At 54.2% G+C, this 23,695-nt stretch carries 4 protein-coding genes; 2 read left to right on the top strand and 2 right to left on the bottom strand.

The window, feature by feature from the left end:
* Positions 1-1,638: a FecR domain-containing protein gene (locus tag OCU49_RS19505; RefSeq protein ID WP_261842212.1), complete on the bottom strand. Its 1,638-nt coding sequence runs from the start codon at positions 1,636-1,638 to the stop codon at positions 1-3.
* 671 nt (positions 1,639-2,309) lie between these two features.
* On the opposite strand from OCU49_RS19505, the gene OCU49_RS19510 reads away from it, so the two are divergent.
* The gene (locus OCU49_RS19510; RefSeq protein WP_261842213.1) at positions 2,310-3,401 is read left to right on the top strand and encodes an ABC transporter substrate-binding protein; all 1,092 of its coding nucleotides are present in this window, start codon (positions 2,310-2,312) and stop codon (positions 3,399-3,401) included.
* 51 nt (positions 3,402-3,452) lie between these two features.
* Entirely contained in the window at positions 3,453-4,151 is a 699-nt protein-coding gene (locus OCU49_RS19515; RefSeq protein ID WP_261842214.1) for an SDR family oxidoreductase, read from the top strand.
* 114 nt (positions 4,152-4,265) lie between these two features.
* Here OCU49_RS19515 and OCU49_RS19520 read toward each other — a convergent pair whose 3' ends face one another.
* Positions 4,266-23,195, bottom strand: coding sequence for an Ig-like domain-containing protein (locus tag OCU49_RS19520; protein ID WP_261842215.1), 18,930 nt, complete (start codon positions 23,193-23,195; stop codon positions 4,266-4,268).
* Between the last annotated feature and the right edge of the window lie 500 nt (positions 23,196-23,695).

The raw sequence follows: 23,695 nt of genomic DNA on the forward strand, positions 1-23,695 counted from the left end.
CTAAAGCAACATCAAAAGCATAGCTCCAGCGGACAACCACAGTGGTGTGTAATCCGGAATCGGCAGAATCCGTTGCACTGTGCCCCACGGGCCAAGATAACCATCAGACTCAATACTGCGCACCCTCAAGTACCGAACCTGCCCTTCTACCGCATCAAAGCTGATACGGGCTTCATTCTGCTGCTGATCCAGTAACAGATTTTCAAATGTTTCTTCCGTTGCTATCTGAACCTGATAACTCTGTTCTTCTGAGCCGGCACGCCATGAAGCAACCAGTTTACCGTCTTCAGAGGCTCCTACTTCAGCTTCAACTTTCTCCGCCGCAGGTTTCACCTGCCAACTACGGGAAATACCCACGGGACCTAACTCACCAGTCGCGGTAATGCTGGTCAGACGCCAGTAATACTTACCCGGGACAGCTAAATCAGCGGTATCAAATCGGGTATCGCTAATGTCACTCTGATCAACAATCGCCTGATCGAAAGCGGCATCAGTCGCAATTTCTAACCGGTAACGTTGGGCTTCTGCTGACTGAGTCCATTGTAATACAGCTGTTTCACCACGTAGCACCTGATCCGGTACCGGCTGTAACTGCAATGGCGGCTGGGGATGTGCATCGAGTAAAAACGGCTGCACACTATTAAGGCCTTCCAACCCTAAAGAATCGATAGCACGAACCCGTAGATAGTAGGCTCCATCGGCAATATCCGGTAAAGCCGCTTTGGCATATTCACTGATTTGCGTCCACTGAACTATATCGAATGCTTCATCAGCAGATACTTCTACACGATACCTTTCTGCTTTCTCGATCACAGGCCAGCTGACTAGCTCACTGATATTACGAATCGGGCCGTTAAAAGCGGATAACTCCGGTGCAGGCAGCAGCTTGCGCGGTTTAATCGGCGCTTTGCCTTCGGCAACCTGGGTACCAAAACCACGTTTTACCAGAGTGTGTTTACCGGCGCCGCTGACCTTTACTTTGCCGTGTAGTACTTCGATGTTGGAGACCTTACCGTCAGCACCGACCAGTGCCCGGTATTCCGTACCCCGTACTGCGCTAATCGCTGAAGGTGTCTGAATTTCGAACCGGGAACCCGGACCTGAAGCAGGTGTAACCCGGGTATCCATACGTCCCTGAATCAGGTTTAAGCGGGAATCAACCATGCCGGTTTTACCGTGCGCACTCAGGTGATCAAACCGAATCAGACTATCCGCATAAAGTGTCAGAATGCTGTCATCCGCAAACCGGATTGCTAATGTGCTTTCGCCGCCAGTTCTTATCTGATCACCAAGATACACTTCATCGCCAGCTTGCAGAGTTACCAGATCACCAGAACCTGCACGCTGTAACTGAGCGTCGCCTAACAACTCATCGATAACTGCCGGTACCGGATTACTGCGAACCCACTTAAGTGGAATACGCAGTTTAATGCCCGGCGGCATTTGCTTTGGATTTTCAATACCATTAAGTTTACGCAGCGCTTCAAAGCGAGAAACCCGGTCCAGATACTGTTCACTCAGGTTCCAGAGGTTATCACCCTTAGTGGTCGTATAAATCCAGTCCTGAGCATAGGAAACTGACGTAATAGAAGACAGTACTAATAATACCGTTGCAGCTAAAATACGGCGGCCAAGCATCGTTATATCCTTCTGTAACTGTGCGATTTCAGCTCCCTGATACTGCTGGACACTGGCACAAGCTATGTATTTAGAGCGACGATATTAAGTTGCTCTGATCACATCAACAGCCTCCACTCTAGCAGCACAATCCCAATTGGCCTACCTGAGACAAGACTGAATATGTCGTTTTGTGGATCAATTTTGATATTCTACAAGAAGTTAGCCTCAGACTGTAGATAAGCGAAGCATAGTGCGGCTTTGAGCATTAAAACCCATCTGCGGGGAACATTAACAGGAATTTACCCCTGTAAATGTTAAATATGTTTTTAACTTTAGCGATAATACTCAACTAAATTTATCTATTTGGTTGTTTAACCACGAGCATTGTTAGCTGATGTAATCATTAATTCTGCTTTAGTATTTTTCAGAGCCTTTATAAATAATTAGCTCTAAGGGTAATTACTTTAAGTACCTCGTTAAGCCTGTTACCTATTCTGATGGGCTACAGCCTTTCACAATAATGAATCTTACTTATAATCAAACAGGTTATATCCGTTTTTGAGGATTCGATGTTCAAACTGAAAAGCCTACGCAAATCAGCAAGACTGCCTGACTTAACTATACAACGCAGATATCCTAAACCGCTTAGGCTTAAAGCTCTTTGCTACAGTTTGCTTTGGCTTTCTCTGATGCTACCCAGCACATCCACTTTAGCTAAAGAATCTCTCACACTTCGAATGCTAACCTGGCAAGGCTACGCGCCAAAATCACAGGTTGAGCAGTTCAAGTCAGATATCAGTCAAAGATACGACGTTAAACTCAATTTTGAGATCAGTTATGTCACATCATCCGACGATTATTTTGATGCCATACGTGCCAACAGAGTGGATATTATTGCGCCCAGTCACAACGTACTGAATGATTCACGCTATAAGTTTCTCGACAGAGCGCTGATAACCCCCGTCAATCTGGACAACATTCCAAACTATGCCAGCCTGATAGCGCGCTTAAAAACACTTAATTACGTCACGGCTACTGACAAAGTCTTCTTTATTCCCCTGACCTACGGCCCATATGGTCTGGCCTATAATCAACAAAGCCTGCCAATTGCTCCTACGTCCTGGAAAAGCTTATGGAATACAGTTTATGCAGGGAAATACACAATCAATTCAGATTACTACGAAGCTAATATTTACATCACGGCCCTCGCTGCCGGCCTGAATATTGAAGACATTAGCAACATAGACAAACTTAATACTCCCGAAATCAAACAAATGCTTAGCCAGCTTGCCAGCAATGCTAATAAGCTTTGGAGCGGTGTAGATACCGCCAGTGACCTGAGTGGACACCAGCTGGCGACGTCCTGGGGGTTTTCTTTTCCGGAATTAAGTCGCCGCGGAGAAAGCTGGAAACTGGCCTGCCCCCAAGAAGGTACAACTATTTGGATTGATGGACATTCACTCAGCAGAACCTTGAAAGAACGCCCGTTACATAAACGTATCGCCGAAGAATGGATAAACTTTACGCTAAGCAAAGAATTCCAGAAAAATGCTATTTACCAACGGCTCAACAGTTTTCCGGCCAACGAAGAAACCTATAGCGCCCTGAAAAAAGCCAAGGCCCTGCCTCATAACGAAGCCTGCATCGACTTTACATTTAGATGGCCAGAACTGAATAGTCGTCAGCGTAACTTCATGAAAAGTATCTGGCAGCAGGCACTGAAACAGGCGAACTCACCGGCTAAACTCAGTGATGATTCCGACGTTCTAAAAGCACAATAACGTCTACTTCTGCTATGCTCGCGGCATTACTTTTTTGCGGAGCCTGTGGCCATGAAATCTTCAACTATTCTGATAACCGGCTGTAATCGCGGTATTGGCCTTGAACTGAGCAAACAGTTCGCGGCGAATAACTGGCGGGTATTAGCCTGTTGTCGGCATCCAGACAGCGCTGATGAATTGCAGGCACTGGCTGCACAACACAGCAATATTGAAATATTCCCACTCGATGTTACCGATTATATCCAGGTAGCCGAACTGTCAGAACAACTCAAAGATACCACTATTGATATCCTACTCAGCAACGCAGGCCTTTATGGACCGAGCAATTACAGCTTCGGTTCTGTAGACCCCCAGGCCTGGCGTGAAGTATTAGAAGTTAATACTCTGGCTCCGTTGATGTTATCTCAGGCATTTGTAAATCAGGTTGCAGCGAGCGAGCATAAACTGATTGCTATCATCAGCAGCAAAGTTGGCAGTATCGCCGACAACCAGGGAGGCGGTGGATATATCTACCGCTCTTCAAAAACAGCCGTTAATCAGGTTGTGAAAAGTATGTCTATCGACTTAGCACCTATGGATATCAATGTTGTAAGCCTTCATCCTGGCTGGGTACAGACAGAAATGGGCGGTCCGAATGCACTCATCAGTACCGCAGAGAGTGTTACAGGATTACAGCAAATTTTAACCCAGGCAGGGCCAGATCAATCGGGCCAGTTCTTCGAATTCAGTGGTAACACCATTCCCTGGTAGTAATCATTTTTTAGCTCCCTTGATAGCCCTTATCCACAGGGTCGTCTGATAATAAAAATCATCAGACAAGAAAAAGCCACCATCCCGTTAAGAATGGTGGCTTTTATATATGGCTTAGATGCTTTCCAAATTACCTGCCGTTAATAACTGTTGCAGGATATCCAGATCGGCATTGCCACCGTTATTGGTCAGGTCAATATTCTGTAAACGAATGACCATGTCGTCCTTAGTACTTTCTTGCGACACTGTATTACCGGCAACATAATCACCATCACTGTTTATATGCACCAGTGTATCGTTACCAACTTTTTCAAAGTTAAGATAAGCATCCAGGTTATTAGCCGTCTCAGCAGTATTCAGCAGGCTAGTCAGATCCAACACATCGCCATCGCCCTGATTAAAATCAAGAATAGTATCTATCTCAACACTGCTGCCTACATCACTGGATAGGTAAGTAAATCGGTCAGCTCCTGCCCCGCCGGATAGCTGATCGGATCCCAGGCCTCCGAAGATAATGTCATCGCCGGCATCCCCCCAGATGATGTCGTTACCACTGCCACCAGTCAGGGTATCGGTACCCGCGCCGCCATGCAGCTGATCATGACCAGCATTACCGTTCAGTGTATCGTTACCAATACCGCCATCAAGAATGTCGTTACCACTGCCGCCATTAAGCGTGTCATTACCGGTACCGCCGGATAACAGGTCATTGCCGTTATTGCCATTGAGGGTATCGTTACCGCCTGAACCATCGATATTATCGTTATTACCGGTACCGTTCAGCGTGTTATTACCCTGATTACCCGCCTGAATATTAGTCGTCTGGGCAATGTTCACAGTAATATTTTCAGTTGCAGTACTGGTCGTTCCGTTACTCTCAGTTGAAGTTGCCGTAACTGTGAGATTGATATTACCGGTAAAACCACTCACCGGCGTTAGCATCAACCCAGCCAACTCAGCCTGTGTCAACGTCCAGACGCCACCACCATTGTTAGTACCCGCACTCAGTGTCGCACCTGTTGGTACACCGCTGACCTGAATAGTCAGAGTTTCAGAGCTGTCTGTCAGACTTGCCGATATTGCTAGTGGTACTGAAGCTTCATTTAGAACGGCACCACCTGACTGCGTTAATTGATACCCGGTAACATTCAGACTTGAATTCACCGCCTGATCCCGGCCATTCATAACAATAAATCCAACCTGATAGGTCCCCGGTACCGTTGCTGCTATTGATTGCGTACCAGATGCACTGCCCGAACCCGCACTTGTCCAGACTTGTTCAGAAGAACTCAGCTGCACAATACTGGTATTACCATTTGGATCAGTAATTACAGCAAAGGCCAGATCGTTAAAGCCCTGGCCGATCTGCCCACCGTTGTTTTCTCCATTATTAAAAGTCCAGTCAAGCGCAAGAGAATCCCCGGCCTGCAACTGAGCTTCATAAGAAACATACTGACCGCGGGTTGCATTCACATTACCGTTATCCGTAACTGCACCGGATGGCGGATTAAAGGTATCCAGGACCCCATTATTCAAGCCAAGACGGCTTTCAATATTATTTTGTGTCACATTTTCAGACGTATTTATCTGCGTCAGCGGCTGATAAACGCCCTGTACATTTGGTACTACCCACAGGTCAGGCGTGTCAGCACTTCGACTCATAGTTAACGAGCTTCCAGCACCGTTATTACCGACAATATCCGCATATGTGTTGTTCGCCACAACTACTGATGGCACTCCAGCGCCGGACTGGGTGAACTCTACCGTATAAGTATTGGCATCCACCTGGACGAAGTTCGCCAGTGTGCCACCGGTTGGCGTGATATCACCGATCGCGAAGTCGCTGACGTCTTCGCTGAACTGGAAGGTCAACACCGTGGTCTCGCCTACCGACAAGTTCGAGTCTGCGGCCGTAATCGCCAAGGTTGGGGCAACCGTATCCACTTCGTAGTTCGCGGAGGTATTACCCGTACCGGTATTCCCCGCCGCATCGGTGTAGCCGTTGCTGACGGTGATTTCGTTGCTGGTGTCTTCGATATTCACGTCTGGCGTGAAGATCGCGGTGTACACCAGTGGGTTGCCAGCATCAACGGTCAGGTTGGTTAATGTGCCGTTCGGTGCAGCCACATCATTCAGGTCGAAGCCGACCGGCGCTTCACTGAACGTGAAGGTTACCGTGCTGGTGTCGCCGATGTTCAGCGCCACGTCGTCCATGGTAATCGCCACAGTCGGTGCGATGATGTCGGCAGAAATTGTCAGGCTGCTGCCCGTGCCATCGTTACCGGCGATGTCCGTGTAACTGTTGTTGGCTACTGCCACGGACGGTGCATCCGCGCCAGACTGGGTGAACGCTACCGTGTAGGTATTGGCATCCACCTGGACGAAGTTGCCCAGTGTGCCACCGGTTGGTGTGATATCGGCCAGCACGAAGTCGCTGACGTCTTCACTAAACTGGAAGGTCAGCACCGTGGTCTCGCCTACCGACAGGTTCGCGTCTGCGGCCGTGATCGCCAAGGTTGGGGCAACCGTATCCACTTCGTAGTTCGCGGAGGTATTCCCGGTGCCGGTGTTCCCCGCCGCATCGGTGTAGCCGTTGCTGACGGTAATTTCGTTAGTGGTGTCTTCGATATTCACAGCGGGTGTGAAGGTCGCGGTGTACACCAGTGGGTTCGACGGATCGACTGCCAGACCGGTTAATGTGCCGTTCGGTGCAGCTACATCATTCAGGTCGAAGCCGACCGGCGCTTCACTGAAGGTGAAGGTTACGGTGCTGGTGTCGCCGATGTTCAGCGCCACGTCATCCAGGGTAATCGCCACGGTCGGTGCGATGATATCTGACGTCAGGCTTAAGCTGTTGCCGGTGCCATCGTTACCCGCGATATCCGTATAAGTCGCGTTCGCGACGCTCACCGAAGGCGCGTCTGCGCCGGACTGGGTGAACTCTACCGTATAGGTATTGGCATCTACCTGGACGAAGTTGCCCAATGTGCCACCGGTGGGCGTGATATCGGCCAGCACGAAGTCGCTGACGTCTTCGCTGAACTGGAAGGTCAGAACAGTCGTCTCGCCTACCGACAGGTTCGCGTCTGCGGCCGTAATCGCCAAGGTTGGTGCCACCGTATCGACTGAATAGTTCGCCGAAGTATTACCCGTGCCGGTGTTCCCTGCTGCATCGGTATAGCCGTTGCTGACGGTAATTTCGTTAGTGGTGTCTTCGATATTCACAGCGGGTGTGAAGGTCGCGGTGTACACCAGCGGGTTCGACGGATCGACTGTTAAGCCACTCAGTACACCATTAGGTGCTGTGATATCGGTGAGATCGAAGCCGACCGGCGCTTCACTGAACGTGAAGGTTACCGTGCTGGTGTCGCCGATGTTCAGGGCATCGTCGTCCATGGTGATCGCCACGGTCGGTGCGATGATATCTGACGTCAGGCTTAAGCTGTTGCCCGTGCCATCGTTACCGGCGGTATCGGTATAGGTCGCGTTCGCGACGCTCACCGAAGGCGCGTCTGCGCCGGACTGGGTGAACTCCACCGTGTAGGTATTCGCATCCACCTGGACGAAGTTCGCCAGTGTGCCACCGGTTGGGGCGATGTCACCGATCGCAAAGTCGCTGACGTCTTCGCTGAACTGGAAGGTCAGCACCGTGGTCTCGCCTACCGACAGGTTCGCGTCTGCGGCCGTGATCGTCAGCGTTGGTGCCACCGTATCGACTGCATAGTTCGCCGAAGTATTTCCGGTGCCAGTGTTCCCTGCTGCATCGGTGTAGCCGTTGCTGACGGTAATTTCATTGGTGGTGTCTTCGATATTCACGTCTGGCGTGAAGGTCGCGGTGTACACCAGCGGGTTCGACGGATCGACTGTTAAGCCACTCAGCACACCATTAGGTGCTGTGATATCGGTGAGATCGAAGCCAACCGGCGCTTCACTGAAGGTGAAGGTTACCGTGCTGGTGTCGCCGATGTTCAGGGCATCGTCGTCCATGGTGATCGCCACGGTCGGTGCGATGATATCTGACGTCAGGCTTAAGCTGTTGCCGGTGCCATCGTTACCGGCGGTATCGGTATAGGTCGCATTCGCGACGCTCACCGAAGGTGCATCGGCGCCGGACTGGGTGAACGCTACCGTGTAAGTATTGGCATCTACCTGGACGAAGTTGGCGACGCTGCCGCCAGTAGGTGTGATGTCACCGAGTGCAAAGTCGCTGACGTCTTCGCTGAACTGGAAGGTCAGAACAGTGGTTTCACCTACCGACAGGTTCGCGTCTGCGGCCGTGATCGCCAAGGTTGGTGCCACCGTATCCACTTCGTAGTTCGCGGAGGTATTACCGGTGCCTGTGTTACCCGCCGCATCGGTGTAGCCGTTGCTGACAGTAATTTCGTTAGTGGTGTCTTCGATATTCACGCCTGGCGTGAAGGTCGCGGTGTACACCAGCGGGTTCGACGGATCGACTGCCAGACCGGTTAATGTGCCGTTCGGGGCAGTGATATCGGTAAGATCGAAACCAACCGGCGCTTCACTGAAGGTGAAGGTTACCGTGCTGGTGTCGCCGATGTTCAGGGCATCGTCGTCCATGGTAATCGCTACCGTGGGTGCAATGATATCTGACGTCAGGCTTAAGCTGTTGCCGGTGCCATCGTTACCGGCGGTATCGGTATAGGTCGCATTCGCGACGCTCACCGAAGGCGCATCCGCGCCGGACTGGGTGAACGCTACCGTGTAGGTATTGGCATCTACCTGGACGAAGTTGCCCAGTGTGCCACCGGTTGGGGAGATATCACCGATCGCAAAGTCGCTGACATCTTCGCTGAACTGGAAGGTCAGCACCGTGGTTTCACCGGTGGATAAGTTGCTGTCCGCTGCCGTGATCGTCAGCGTTGGTGCCACCGTATCGACTGCATAGTTCGCGGAGGTATTACCGGTGCCGGTGTTCCCCGCCGCATCGGTGTAGCCGTTGCTGACGGTAATTTCGTTGGTGGTGTCTTCGATATTCACGCCTGGTGTGAAGGTCGCGGTGTACACCAGTGGGTTCGATGGATCGACCGCCAGACCGGTTAATGTGCCGTTCGGAGCGGTGATATCGGTAAGATCAAAGCCGATCGGTGCTTCACTGAAGGTGAAGGTCACGGTGCTGGTGTCGCCGATGTTCAGCGCCACGTCGTCCATGGTGATCGCCACGGTCGGTGCGATGATGTCGGCAGACATTGTCAGACTATCGCCCGTGCCATCGTTACCCGCGATATCCGTATAGGTCGCGTTCGCGACGCTCACCGAAGGCGCGTCTGCGCCGGACTGGGTGAACTCCACCGTGTAGGTATTCGCATCCACCTGGACGAAGTTCGCCAGTGTGCCACCGGTTGGGGCGATGTCACCGATCGCAAAGTCGCTGACGTCTTCGCTGAACTGGAAGGTCAGCACCGTGGTCTCGCCTACCGACAGGTTCGCGTCTGCGGCCGTGATCGTCAGCGTTGGTGCCACCGTATCGACTGCATAGTTCGCCGAAGTATTTCCGGTGCCAGTGTTCCCTGCTGCATCGGTGTAGCCGTTGCTGACGGTAATTTCATTGGTGGTGTCTTCGATATTCACGTCTGGCGTGAAGGTCGCGGTGTACACCAGCGGGTTCGACGGATCGACTGTTAAGCCACTCAGCACACCATTAGGTGCTGTGATATCGGTGAGATCGAAGCCAACCGGCGCTTCACTGAAGGTGAAGGTTACCGTGCTGGTGTCGCCGATGTTCAGGGCATCGTCGTCCATGGTGATCGCCACGGTCGGTGCGATGATATCTGACGTCAGGCTTAAGCTGTTGCCGGTGCCATCGTTACCGGCGGTATCGGTATAGGTCGCATTCGCGACGCTCACCGAAGGTGCATCGGCGCCGGACTGGGTGAACGCTACCGTGTAAGTATTGGCATCTACCTGGACGAAGTTGGCGACGCTGCCGCCAGTAGGTGTGATGTCACCGAGTGCAAAGTCGCTGACGTCTTCGCTGAACTGGAAGGTCAGAACAGTGGTTTCACCTACCGACAGGTTCGCGTCTGCGGCCGTGATCGCCAAGGTTGGTGCCACCGTATCCACTTCGTAGTTCGCGGAGGTATTACCGGTGCCTGTGTTACCCGCCGCATCGGTGTAGCCGTTGCTGACAGTAATTTCGTTAGTGGTGTCTTCGATATTCACGCCTGGCGTGAAGGTCGCGGTGTACACCAGCGGGTTCGACGGATCGACTGCCAGACCGGTTAATGTGCCGTTCGGGGCAGTGATATCGGTAAGATCGAAACCAACCGGCGCTTCACTGAAGGTGAAGGTTACCGTGCTGGTGTCGCCGATGTTCAGGGCATCGTCGTCCATGGTAATCGCTACCGTGGGTGCAATGATATCTGACGTCAGGCTTAAGCTGTTGCCGGTGCCATCGTTACCGGCGGTATCGGTATAGGTCGCATTCGCGACGCTCACCGAAGGCGCATCCGCGCCGGACTGGGTGAACGCTACCGTGTAGGTATTGGCATCTACCTGGACGAAGTTGCCCAGTGTGCCACCGGTTGGGGAGATATCACCGATCGCAAAGTCGCTGACATCTTCGCTGAACTGGAAGGTCAGCACCGTGGTTTCACCTACCGACAGGTTCGCGTCTGCGGCCGTGATCGCCAAGGTTGGTGCCACCGTATCCACTTCGTAGTTCGCGGAGGTATTACCGGTGCCAGTGTTACCCGCCACATCGGTGTAGCCATTGCTGACGGTAACTTCGTTAGTGGTGTCTTCGATATTCACGCCTGGCGTGAAGGTCGCGGTGTACACCAGTGGGTTCGATGGATCGACTGTTAAGTCACTCAGCACACCGTTCTGTGCAGCCACATCATTCAGGTCGAAGCCGACCGGCGCTTCACTGAAGGTGAAGGTCACCGTGCTGGTGTCGCCGATGTTCAACGCCACGTCATCCATGGTGATGGCCACGGTCGGTGCGATGATATCGGCAGACATTGTCAGGCTATCGCCTGAACCGTTGTTACTCGCGATGTCTGTATAGCTGTTATTGGCAACCGCCACCGAAGGCGCGTCCGCGCCGGACTGAGTGAACGCTACCGTATAGGTATTCGCATCCACCTGGACGAAGTTGCCCAGGGTGCCACCGGTTGGCGTGATGTCACCAAGCACGAAGTCGCTGACATCTTCGCTGAACTGGAAGATCAGTACCGTGGTTTCACCGGTGGATAAGTTGCTGTCCGCTGCCGTGATCGTCAGCGTTGGTGCCACCGTATCGACTGCATAGTTCGCGGAGGTATTACCGGTGCCGGTGTTCCCCGCCGCATCGGTGTAGCCGTTGCTGACGGTAATTTCGTTGGTGGTGTCTTCGATATTCACGCCTGGTGTGAAGGTCGCGGTGTACACCAGTGGGTTCGATGGATCGACCGCCAGACCGGTTAATGTGCCGTTCGGAGCGGTGATATCGGTAAGATCAAAGCCGATCGGTGCTTCACTGAAGGTGAAGGTCACGGTGCTGGTGTCGCCGATGTTCAGCGCCACGTCGTCCATGGTGATCGCCACGGTCGGTGCGATGATGTCGGCAGACATTGTCAGACTATCGCCCGTGCCATCGTTACCCGCGATATCCGTATAGGTCGCGTTCGCGACGCTCACCGAAGGCGCGTCTGCGCCGGACTGGGTGAACTCCACCGTGTAGGTATTCGCATCCACCTGGACGAAGTTCGCCAGTGTGCCACCGGTTGGGGCGATGTCACCGATCGCAAAGTCGCTGACGTCTTCGCTGAACTGGAAGGTCAGCACCGTGGTCTCGCCTACCGACAGGTTCGCGTCTGCGGCCGTGATCGTCAGCGTTGGTGCCACCGTATCGACTGCATAGTTCGCCGAAGTATTTCCGGTGCCAGTGTTCCCTGCTGCATCGGTGTAGCCGTTGCTGACGGTAATTTCATTGGTGGTGTCTTCGATATTCACGTCTGGCGTGAAGGTCGCGGTGTACACCAGCGGGTTCGACGGATCGACTGTTAAGCCACTCAGCACACCATTAGGTGCTGTGATATCGGTGAGATCGAAGCCAACCGGCGCTTCACTGAAGGTGAAGGTTACCGTGCTGGTGTCGCCGATGTTCAGGGCATCGTCGTCCATGGTGATCGCCACGGTCGGTGCGATGATATCTGACGTCAGGCTTAAGCTGTTGCCGGTGCCATCGTTACCGGCGGTATCGGTATAGGTCGCATTCGCGACGCTCACCGAAGGTGCATCGGCGCCGGACTGGGTGAACGCTACCGTGTAAGTATTGGCATCTACCTGGACGAAGTTGGCGACGCTGCCGCCAGTAGGTGTGATGTCACCGAGTGCAAAGTCGCTGACGTCTTCGCTGAACTGGAAGGTCAGAACAGTGGTTTCACCTACCGACAGGTTCGCGTCTGCGGCCGTGATCGCCAAGGTTGGTGCCACCGTATCCACTTCGTAGTTCGCGGAGGTATTACCGGTGCCTGTGTTACCCGCCGCATCGGTGTAGCCGTTGCTGACAGTAATTTCGTTAGTGGTGTCTTCGATATTCACGCCTGGCGTGAAGGTCGCGGTGTACACCAGCGGGTTCGACGGATCGACTGCCAGACCGGTTAATGTGCCGTTCGGGGCAGTGATATCGGTAAGATCGAAACCAACCGGCGCTTCACTGAAGGTGAAGGTTACCGTGCTGGTGTCGCCGATGTTCAGGGCATCGTCGTCCATGGTAATCGCTACCGTGGGTGCAATGATATCTGACGTCAGGCTTAAGCTGTTGCCGGTGCCATCGTTACCGGCGGTATCGGTATAGGTCGCATTCGCGACGCTCACCGAAGGCGCATCCGCGCCGGACTGGGTGAACGCTACCGTGTAGGTATTGGCATCTACCTGGACGAAGTTGCCCAGTGTGCCACCGGTTGGGGAGATATCACCGATCGCAAAGTCGCTGACATCTTCGCTGAACTGGAAGGTCAGCACCGTGGTTTCACCTACCGACAGGTTCGCGTCTGCGGCCGTGATCGCCAAGGTTGGTGCCACCGTATCCACTTCGTAGTTCGCGGAGGTATTACCGGTGCCAGTGTTACCCGCCACATCGGTGTAGCCATTGCTGACGGTAACTTCGTTAGTGGTGTCTTCGATATTCACGCCTGGCGTGAAGGTCGCGGTGTACACCAGTGGGTTCGATGGATCGACTGTTAAGTCACTCAGCACACCGTTCTGTGCAGCCACATCATTCAGGTCGAAGCCGACCGGCGCTTCACTGAAGGTGAAGGTCACCGTGCTGGTGTCGCCGATGTTCAACGCCACGTCATCCATGGTGATGGCCACGGTCGGTGCGATGATATCGGCAGACATTGTCAGGCTATCGCCTGAACCGTTGTTACTCGCGATGTCTGTATAGCTGTTATTGGCAACCGCCACCGAAGGCGCGTCCGCGCCGGACTGAGTGAACGCTACCGTATAGGTATTCGCATCCACCTGGACGAAGTTGCCCAGGGTGCCACCGGTTGGCGTGATGTCACCAAGCACGAAGTCGCTGACATCTTCGCTGAACTGGAAGATCAGTACCGTGGTTTCACCGGTGGATAAGTTGCTGTCCGCTGCCGTGATCGTCAGCGTTGGTGCCACCGTATCGACTGCATAGTTCGCGGAGGTATTACCGGTGCCGGTGTTCCCCGCCGCATCGGTGTAGCCGTTGCTGACGGTAATTTCGTTGGTGGTGTCTTCGATATTCACGCCTGGTGTGAAGGTCGCGGTGTACACCAGTGGGTTCGATGGATCGACCGCCAGACCGGTTAATGTGCCGTTCGGAGCGGTGATATCGGTAAGATCAAAGCCGATCGGTGCTTCACTGAAGGTGAAGGTCACGGTGCTGGTGTCGCCGATGTTCAGCGCCACGTCGTCCATGGTGATCGCCACGGTCGGTGCGATGATGTCGGCAGACATTGTCAGACTATCGCCCGTGCCATCGTTACCCGCGATATCCGTATAGGTCGCGTTCGCGACGCTCACCGAAGGCGCGTCTGCGCCGGACTGGGTGAACTCCACCGTGTAGGTATTCGCATCCACCTGGACGAAGTTCGCCAGTGTGCCACCGGTTGGGGCGATGTCACCGATCGCAAAGTCGCTGACGTCTTCGCTGAACTGGAAGGTCAGCACCGTGGTCTCGCCTACCGACAGGTTCGCGTCTGCGGCCGTGATCGTCAGCGTTGGTGCCACCGTATCGACTGCATAGTTCGCCGAAGTATTTCCGGTGCCAGTGTTCCCTGCTGCATCGGTGTAGCCGTTGCTGACGGTAATTTCATTGGTGGTGTCTTCGATATTCACGTCTGGCGTGAAGGTCGCGGTGTACACCAGCGGGTTCGACGGATCGACTGTTAAGCCACTCAGCACACCATTAGGTGCTGTGATATCGGTGAGATCGAAGCCAACCGGCGCTTCACTGAAGGTGAAGGTTACCGTGCTGGTGTCGCCGATGTTCAGGGCATCGTCGTCCAGGGTGATCGCCACGGTGGGCGCGATGATGTCGGCAGACATTGTCAGGCTATTGCCCGTGCCATCGTTACCCGCGATGTCCGTGTAACTGTTGTTGGCGACTGCCACGGACGGTGCATCCGCGCCGGACTGGGTGAACTCTACCGTGTAGGTATTGGCATCCACCTGGACGAAGTTGGCCAGTGTGCCACCGGTTGGCGTGATGTCGGCCAGCACGAAGTCGCTGACATCTTCGCTGAACTGGAAGGTCAGCACCGTGGTTTCACCGGTGGATAAGTTACTGTCTGCGGCCGTAATCGTCAGCGTTGGTGCCACCGTATCGACTGCATAGTTCGCCGATGTATTACCGGTGCCGGTGTTACCCGCCACATCGGTGTAGCCGTTGCTGACGGTGATTTCGTTAGTGGTGTCTTCGATATTCACGTCTGGCGTGAAGGTCGCGGTGTACACCAGTGGATTCGACGGATCGACCGCCAGACCGGTTAATGTGCCGCTCTGTGCAGCCACATCATTCAGGTCGAAGCCGACCGGCGCTTCACTGAAGGTGAAGGTTACGGTGCTGGTGTCGCCGATGTTCAGCGCCACGTCATCCAGGGTGATTGCCACGGTGGGCGCGATGATGTCCGATGTCAGGCTTAAGCTATCACCGGTACCATCGTTACCCGCGATGTCGGTATAGCTGTTGTTGGCAACCGCCACCGAAGGCGCGTCCGCGCCAGACTGGGTGAACTCTACCGTATAGGTATTCGCATCCACCTGGACGAAGTTCGCCAGTGTGCCACCGGTTGGGGAGATATCACCGATCGCAAAGTCGCTGACGTCTTCGCTGAACTGGAAGGTCAGCACCGTGGTCTCGCCTACCGACAGGTTCGAGTCTACGGCCGTAATGACCAGGCTTGGGGCAACCGTATCCACTTCATAGTTCGCCGAGGTATTACCCGTACCGGTGTTCCCCGCCGCATCGGTGTAGCCATTGCTGACGGTAATTTCGTTGCTGGTGTCTTCGATATTCACGTCTGGCGTGAAGGTCGCGGTGTACACCAGTGGGTTCAACGGATCGACTGTTAAGTCACTCAGCGCACCGTTCTGTGCAGCCACATCATTCAGGTCGAAGCCGACCGGCGCTTCACTGAAGGTGAAGGTTACGGTGCTGGTGTCGCCGATGTTCAGCGCCACGTCATCCAGGGTGATCGCCACGGTCGGTGCAATGATGTCTGACGTCAGGTTTAAGCTGTTGCCCGTACCATCGTTACCCACAATATCCGTATAGCTGTTATTGGCAACCGCCACCAAAGGCGCGTCCGCGCCGGACTGGGTGAACGCTACCGTATAGGTATTGGCATCCACCTGGACGAAGTTGCCCAGGGTGCCACCGGTTGGCGTGATATCGGCCAGCACGAAGTCGCTGACGTCTTCGCTGAACTGGAAGGTCAGGACCGTGGTTTCACCGGTGGATAAGTTACTGTCTGCGGCCGTAATGACCAGGCTTGGGGCAACCGTATCCACTTCATAGTTCGCGGAGGTATTCCCGGTACCGGTGTTCCCCGCCGCATCTGTGTAGCCGTTGCTGACGGTAATTTCGTTGCTGGTGTCTTCGATATTCACGTCTGGCGTGAAGGTCGCGGTGTACACCAGTGGGTTCGACGGATCGACTGTTAAGTCACTCAGCGCACCGTTCTGTGCAGCCACATCATTCAGGTCGAAGCCGACCGGCGCTTCACTGAAGGTGAAGGTTACGGTGCTGGTGTCGCCGATGTTCAGCGCCACGTCGTCCATGGTGATTGCCACGGTCGGTGCGATGATATCTGACGTCAGGCTTAAGCTGTTGCCGGTGCCATCGTTACCCGCGATATCCGTATAGGTCGCGTTCGCGACGCTCACCGAAGGCGCGTCTGCGCCGGACTGGGTGAACGCTACCGTGTAGGTATTGGCATCCACCTGAACGAAGTTGCCCAGCGTGCCACCGGTTGGCGTGATATCGGCCAGCACGAAGTCGCTGACATCTTCGCTGAACTGGAAGGTCAGGACCGTGGTTTCACCGGTGGATAAGTTACTATCCGCTGCCGTGATCGTCAGCGTTGGTGCCACCGTATCAACTTCATAGTTCACCGAGGTATTACCCGTACCGGTGTTCCCCGCCGCATCGGTGTAGCCATTGCTGACGGTAATTTCGTTGGTGGTATCTTCGATATTCACAGCGGGTGTGAAGGTCGCGGTGTACACCAGCGGGTTCGACGGATCGACTGTTAAGTCACTCAGCACACCGTTCTGTGCAGCCACATCATTCAGGTCGAAGCCGACCGGCGCTTCACTGAAGGTGAAGGTTACCGTGCTGGTGTCGCCGATGTTCAGCGCCACGTCATCCATGGTGATGGCCACGGTGGGCGCGATGATGTCGGCAGACATTGTTAGGCTGTTGCCCGTGCCATCGTTACCGGCGATGTCCGTGTAACTGTTGTTGGCGACTGCCACGGACGGTGCATCCGCGCCGGACTGGGTGAACTCTACCGTATAGGTATTGGCATCTACCTGGACGAAGTTGCCCAGTGTGCCACCGGTTGGCGTGATGTCACCGATCGCGAAGTCGCTGACATCTTCGCTGAACTGGAAGGTCAGCACCGTGGTTTCACCGGTGGATAAGTTACTGTCTGCGGCCGTGATCGCCAAGGTTGGTGCCACCGTATCCACTTCATAGTTCGCCGAAGTATTACCGGTGCCGGTGTTCCCTGCTGCATCGGTGTAGCCGTTGCTGACGGTAATTTCGTTAGTGGTGTCTTCGATATTCACGCCTGGTGTGAAGGTCGCGGTGTACACCAGTGGGTTCGATGGATCGACCGCCAGACCGGTTAACGTGCCGTTCGGTGCCGTCACATCTGCCAGATCAAAGCCGACCGGCGCTTCACTGAAGGTGAAGGTCACCGTGCTGGTGTCGCCGATATTCAGGGCATCGTCGTCCAGGGTAATAGCCACGGTCGGTGCAATGATGTCTGACGTCAGGCTTAAGCTGTTGCCGGTGCCATCGTTACCCGCGATATCCGTGTAGGTCGCGTTCGCGACGCTCACCGAAGGCGCATCTGCGCCGGACTGGGTGAACTCTACCGTATAGGTATTGGCATCCACCTGGACGAAGTTAGCGACGCTGCCGCCAGTAGGCGTGATATCACCGATCGCGAAGTCGCTAACATCTTCACTGAACTGGAAGGTCAGCACCGTGGTCTCGCCTACCGACAGGTTCGCGTCTGCGGCCGTGATCGTCAGCGTTGGTGCCACCGTATCGACTTCATAGTTCGCCGAAGTATTTCCGGTGCCAGTGTTCCCTGCTGCATCGGTGTAGCCGTTGCTGACGGAAATTTCGTTAGTGGTGTCTTCAATATTCACGCCTGGCGTGAAGGTCGCGGTGTACACCAGTGGGTTCGATGGATCGACCGCCAGATCGGTTAATGTGCCGTTCGGGGCAGTGATATCGGTAAGATCGAAGCCAACCGGCGCTTCACTAAAGGTGAAGGTTACCGTGCTGGTGTCGCCGATGTTCAGGGCATCATCGTCCATGGTGATCGCCACGGTCGGTGCGATGATGTCGGCAGACATTGTCAGGCTATCGCCCGTGCCATCGTTACCCGCGATATCGGTATAGCTGTTGTTGGCAACCGCCACCGAAGGCGCGTCCGCGCCGGACTGGGTGAACGCTACCGTGTAGGTATTCGCATCCACCTGGACGAAGCTCGCCAGTGTGCCACCGGTTGGCGTGATATCGGCCAGCACGAAGTCGCTAACATCTTCGCTGAACTGGAAGGTCAGCACCGTAGTTTCACCTACCGACAGGTTCGAGTCTGCGGCCGTGATCGCCAAGGTTGGTGCCACCGTATCGACTTCATAGTTCGCCGAAGTATTACCCGTACCGGTGTTCCCCGCCGCATCGGTGTAGCCATTGCTGACGGTAATTTCGTTAGTGGTGTCTTCGATATTCACGTCTGGCGTGAAGGTCGCGGTGTACACCAGTGGGTTCGACGGATCGACTGTTAAGTCACTCAGCGCACCGTTCTGTGCAGCCACATCATTCAGGTCGAAGCCGACCGGCGCTTCACTGAAGGTGAAGGTCACTGTGCTGGTCTCACCGATGTTCAGTGCCACGTCATCCATGGTGATTGCCACGGTGGGCGCGATGATGTCCGATGTCAGGCTTAAGCTATCACCGGTGCCATCGTTACCCGCGATGTCGGTGTAGCTGTTATTAGCAACCGCCACGGACGGCGCGTCCGCGCCGGACTGGGTGAGCTCTACCGTATAGGTATTCGCATCTACCTGGACGAAGTTCGCCAGTGTGCCACCGGTTGGCGTAATGTCGGCCAGCATGAAGTCGCTGACGTCTTCGCTGAACTGGAAGGTCAACACCGTGGTTTCACCTACCGACAGGTTCGAGTCTGCGGCCGTAATGACCAGGCTTGGGGCAATCGTATCCACGGCGTAGTTCGCCGAGGTATTACCCGTGCCGGTGTTCCCCGCCGCATCGGTGTAGCCATTGCTGACGGTAATTTCATTGCTGGTGTCTTCGATATTCACGCCTGGCGTGAAGGTCGCGGTGTACACCAGAGGGTTCGACGGATCGACCGCCAGACCGGTTAATGTGCCGTTCGGGGCCGTCACATCTGCCAGATCAAAGCCGACCGGCGCTTCACTGAAGGTGAAGGTTACTGTGCTGGTGTCGCCGATATTCAGCGCCACGTCGTCCAGGGTGATCGCCACGGTGGGCGCGATGATGTCGGCAGACATTGTCAGGCTATTGCCCGTGCCATCGTTACCCGCGATGTCCGTGTAACTGTTGTTGGCGACTGCCACGGACGGTGCATCCGCGCCGGACTGGGTGAACTCTACCGTGTAGGTATTGGCATCCACCTGGACGAAGTTGGCCAGTGTGCCACCGGTTGGCGTGATGTCGGCCAGCACGAAGTCGCTGACATCTTCGCTGAACTGGAAGGTCAGCACCGTGGTTTCACCGGTGGATAAGTTACTGTCTGCGGCCGTGATCGCCAGCGTTGGGGCAACCGTATCCACTTCGTAGTTCGCCGAGGTATTACCGGTGCCAGTGTTCCCCGCCGCATCGGTATAGCCGTTGCTGACAGTAATTTCGTTAGTGGTGTCTTCGATATTCACGTCTGGCGTGAAGGTCGCGGTGTACACCAGTGGGTTCGATGGATCAACTGTCAGACCGGTTAATGTGCCGTTCGGGGCCGTCACATCTGCCAGATCAAAGCCGACCGGCGCTTCACTGAACGTGAAGGTCACGGTGCTGGTGTCGCCGATGTTCAGCGCCACGTCATCTAGGGTGATCGCCACGGTCGGTGCGATGATATCTGACGTCAGATTTAAGCTGTTGCCGGTGCCATCGTTACCCGCGATATCCGTATAGGTCGCGTTCGCGACGCTTACCGAAGGCGCGTCTGCGCCGGACTGGGTGAACACTACCGTATAAGTATTGGCATCCACCTGGACGAAGTTGCCCAGCGTGCCTCCGGTTGGGACGATGTCACCGATCGCAAAGTCGCTGACGTCTTCGCTGAACTGGAAGGTCAGCACCGTGGTTTCACCGGTGGATAAGTTACTGTCCGCGGCCGTGATCGCCAGCGTTGGTGCCACCGTATCGACTGCATAGTTCGCCGAGGTATTACCCGTACCGGTGTTCCCCGCCGCATCGGTGTAGCCGTTGCTGACAGTAATTTCGTTGCTGGTGTCTTCGATATTCACGTCTGGCGTGAAGGTCGCGGTGTACACCAGTGGATTGCCAGCATCGACGGTCAGGTTGGTTAATGTGCCGTTCGGGGCAGTAATGTCTGTAAGATCGAAGCCGACCGGCGCTTCACTGAAGGTGAAGGTTACGGTGCTGGTGTCGCCGATGTTCAGGGCATCGTCGTCCATGGTGATCGCCACGGTCGGTGCGATGATATCGGCAGACATTGTCAGGCTATCGCCCGTGCCATCGTTACCCGCGATATCCGTATAGGTCGCGTTCGCGACGCTTACCGAAGGCGCGTCTGCGCCGGACTGGGTGAACTCTACCGTATAAGTATTGGCATCCACCTGGACGAAGTTGCCCAGCGTGCCTCCGGTTGGGACGATGTCACCGATCGCAAAGTCGCTGACGTCTTCGCTGAACTGGAAGGTCAGCACCGTGGTCTCGCCTGCTGACAGGTTCGCGTCTGCGGCCGTAATGATCAGGCTTGGAGCAACCGTATCGACTTCATAGTTCGCCGAAGTATTACCAGTACCGGTGTTACCCGCCGCATCGGTGTAGCCGTTGCTGACGGTTATTTCGTTGCTGGTGTCTTCGATCGCCGCGTTCGGTGTGAAGGTCGCGGTGTACACCCGTGGGTTCGATGGATCGACTGTTAAGTCACTCAGTACACCGTTCGGTGCAGTAATGTCTGCGAGATCAAAGCCGACCGGCGCTTCACTGAAGGTGAAGGTCACCGTGCTGGTGTCGCCGATGTTCAGCGCCACGTCGTCCATGGTGATCGCCACGGTCGGTGCAATGATGTCTGACGTCAAGCTTAAGCTGTTGCCCGTGCCATCGTTACCGGCGATGTCTGTATAACTGTTATTGGCAACCGACACTGAAGGCGCATCCGCGCCGGACTGGGTGAACGCTACCGTATAAGTATTGGCATCCACCTGGACGAAGTTGCCCAGGGTGCCACCGGTTGGCGTGATGTCGGCCAGCACGAAGTCGCTAACATCTTCGCTGAACTGGAAGGTCAGCACCGTGGTTTCACCTACCGACAGGTTCGCGTCTGCGGCCGTGATCGCCAAGGTTGGTGCCACCGTATCCACTGCATAGTTCGCCGAAGTATTACCCGTACCGGTGTTCCCCGCCGCATCGGTGTAGCCATTGCTGACGGTAATTTCGTTAGTGGTGTCTTCGATATTCACGCCTGGCGTGAAGGTCGCGGTGTACACCAGTGGGTTCGATGGATCGACCGCCAGACCGGTTAATGTGCCGTTCGGGGCTGTGATATCGGTAAGATCGAAGCCGACCGGCGCTTCACTGAAGGTGAAGGTTACAGTGCTGGTGTCGCCGATGTTCAGGGCATCGTCGTCCATGGTGATCGCCACGGTCGGTGCGATGATGTCGGCAGACATTGTCAGGCTGTTGCCCGTGCCATCGTTACCCGCGATATCGGTGTAGGTCGCGTTCGCGACGCTCACCGAAGGCGCGTCTGCGCCGGACTGGGTGAACGCTACCGTATAGGTATTGGCATCCACCTGAACGAAGTTCGCCAGTGTGCCACCGGTTGGGGAGATATCACCGATCGCGAAGTCGCTGACATCTTCGCTGAACTGGAAGGTCAGCACCGTAGTTTCACCTACCGACAGGTTCGCGTCTGCGGCCGTGATCGCCAAGGTTGGTGCCACCGTATCCACTTCGTAGTTCGCCGAGGTATTACCCGTGCCAGTGTTACCCGCCGCATCGGTGTAGCCGTTGCTGACAGTGATTTCGTTAGTGGTGTCTTCGATATTCACAGCGGGTGTGAAGGTCGCGGTGTACACCAGCGGGTTCGACGGATCGACCGCCAGACCGGTTAATGTGCCGTTCGGGGCCGTCACATCTGCCAGACCAAAGCCGACCGGCGCTTCACTGAACGTGAAGGTTACTGTGCTGGTGTCGCCGATGTTCAGCGCCACGTCATCCAGGGTAATCGCCACGGTCGGTGCCAATGTATCGACAGTAACCGAAGCTGTACCTGGAGCAGAAATAAAACCTTGCTGATTTGTCAAAGTTGCTGAGACATTTAACTCCGACCCACTAGCAGGTACTGCAAAGCCGGTACTAACCTGGCCTAAAGCAATATCGGCAGCACTGACAATCAATGTTTGAGTAGTCGTACCATCCGTCACAGTAAGTAGATTACCGATTGCTGCTCCGACGGGTAAACCAATTACTACATCTACTAAACCGGATAACTCATTACTATTTAAAACACCATCACCATTGGCATCTTCACTTATAGTAACGGTGGGCGCACCAGTCGCCGTAAATACCGGCTGCAGATTATTAATATCTACAAACTCAGTATTATCTCCTTGCGCAGCATTAGGATTAGCCGTCGACTGACTTTCAAAGCCGGAGGTCGCTAAAACCGATTCGCCGCTACGGCTGATCTCTCCCAGAGAATCAAAACCACCCGCGCTGGCAGGTCCGTTACCGCTCTGCGGACCAGCAGCAGTTTCTTCAAGTAATTCGGTAGGGTCAGCACCCGCCAGAATCAACTGCTCAATCGCGGACAGTTCACCATTAATTTCAGACTGGTCAGATAGCCTCTGAATATTCAGCCTGACTTCGCCAGTTTCCGGATCAATCACAACCAGAGCAGAGCTATCTGAGGGTATACGCTCGTCAGCACCATTAAGATTCACCACTACAGCACTGTTATCTGCAGCGATAATCTTTTCACCAGGAAAAACCAGTTCTTCAGCCACAGCAACTCTGAGTGTGCCCTCTTCGGACAGCAAAACAACATCACCTTCTACACTGAGAATAGTTACATCAATCCTGGTATTTTCCATACCGACCTCACTTGAATACCTAACAGGTATATCTGAACAGTTATGACAATTTCCAAAAAGAATGCATAAAGCATTCCGAACGATAGGAAACTCAAATAAAACAACTATATAAACAACGCATTAGAAAATAATATCAGGCAGCAGCGGCAATGCGTTGTAGCACGTGTCATTTTGAGACACATTTTTACTACAAAAGTGCTTGATACAAGATGAATAGAGCCATCAAACGATGAGTTTTTACCCGTTGATAATGCGCACAGATATTAACAAAATTCCGACCTGCACAACACATAATCCACAACGTCCATCTTCTCTTGAAAAGCACCTGAAAACATAGGCTTTCATCTAACCACTGAAATCTGAATCTTGTCTGAAAACAACGACAACTAACAAATGATTCAGGAACTTAAAACAGACCCAGACAAATCTGCACAGCAACTGAACTATTACGAATAATCATTCACTCTGTTCACTCATAATCAGGTCATTTATTAACCTCT

The organism is Aliamphritea ceti (assembly GCF_024347215.1).
In the GTDB taxonomy this organism is placed as follows: Bacteria; Pseudomonadota; Gammaproteobacteria; order Pseudomonadales; family Balneatricaceae; genus Amphritea; species Amphritea ceti.

Bases quoted from the DNA above. Each gene is read 5' to 3' on its own strand.
- OCU49_RS19505 (WP_261842212.1), bottom strand. From the start codon at position 1,638: ATGCTTGGCCGCCGTATTTTAGCTGCAACGGTATTATTAGTACTGTCT.
- OCU49_RS19510 (WP_261842213.1), top strand. From the start codon at position 2,310: ATGCTACCCAGCACATCCACTTTAGCTAAAGAATCTCTCACACTTCGA.
- OCU49_RS19515 (WP_261842214.1), top strand. From the start codon at position 3,453: ATGAAATCTTCAACTATTCTGATAACCGGCTGTAATCGCGGTATTGGC.
- OCU49_RS19520 (WP_261842215.1), bottom strand. From the start codon at position 23,195: ATGGAAAATACCAGGATTGATGTAACTATTCTCAGTGTAGAAGGTGAT.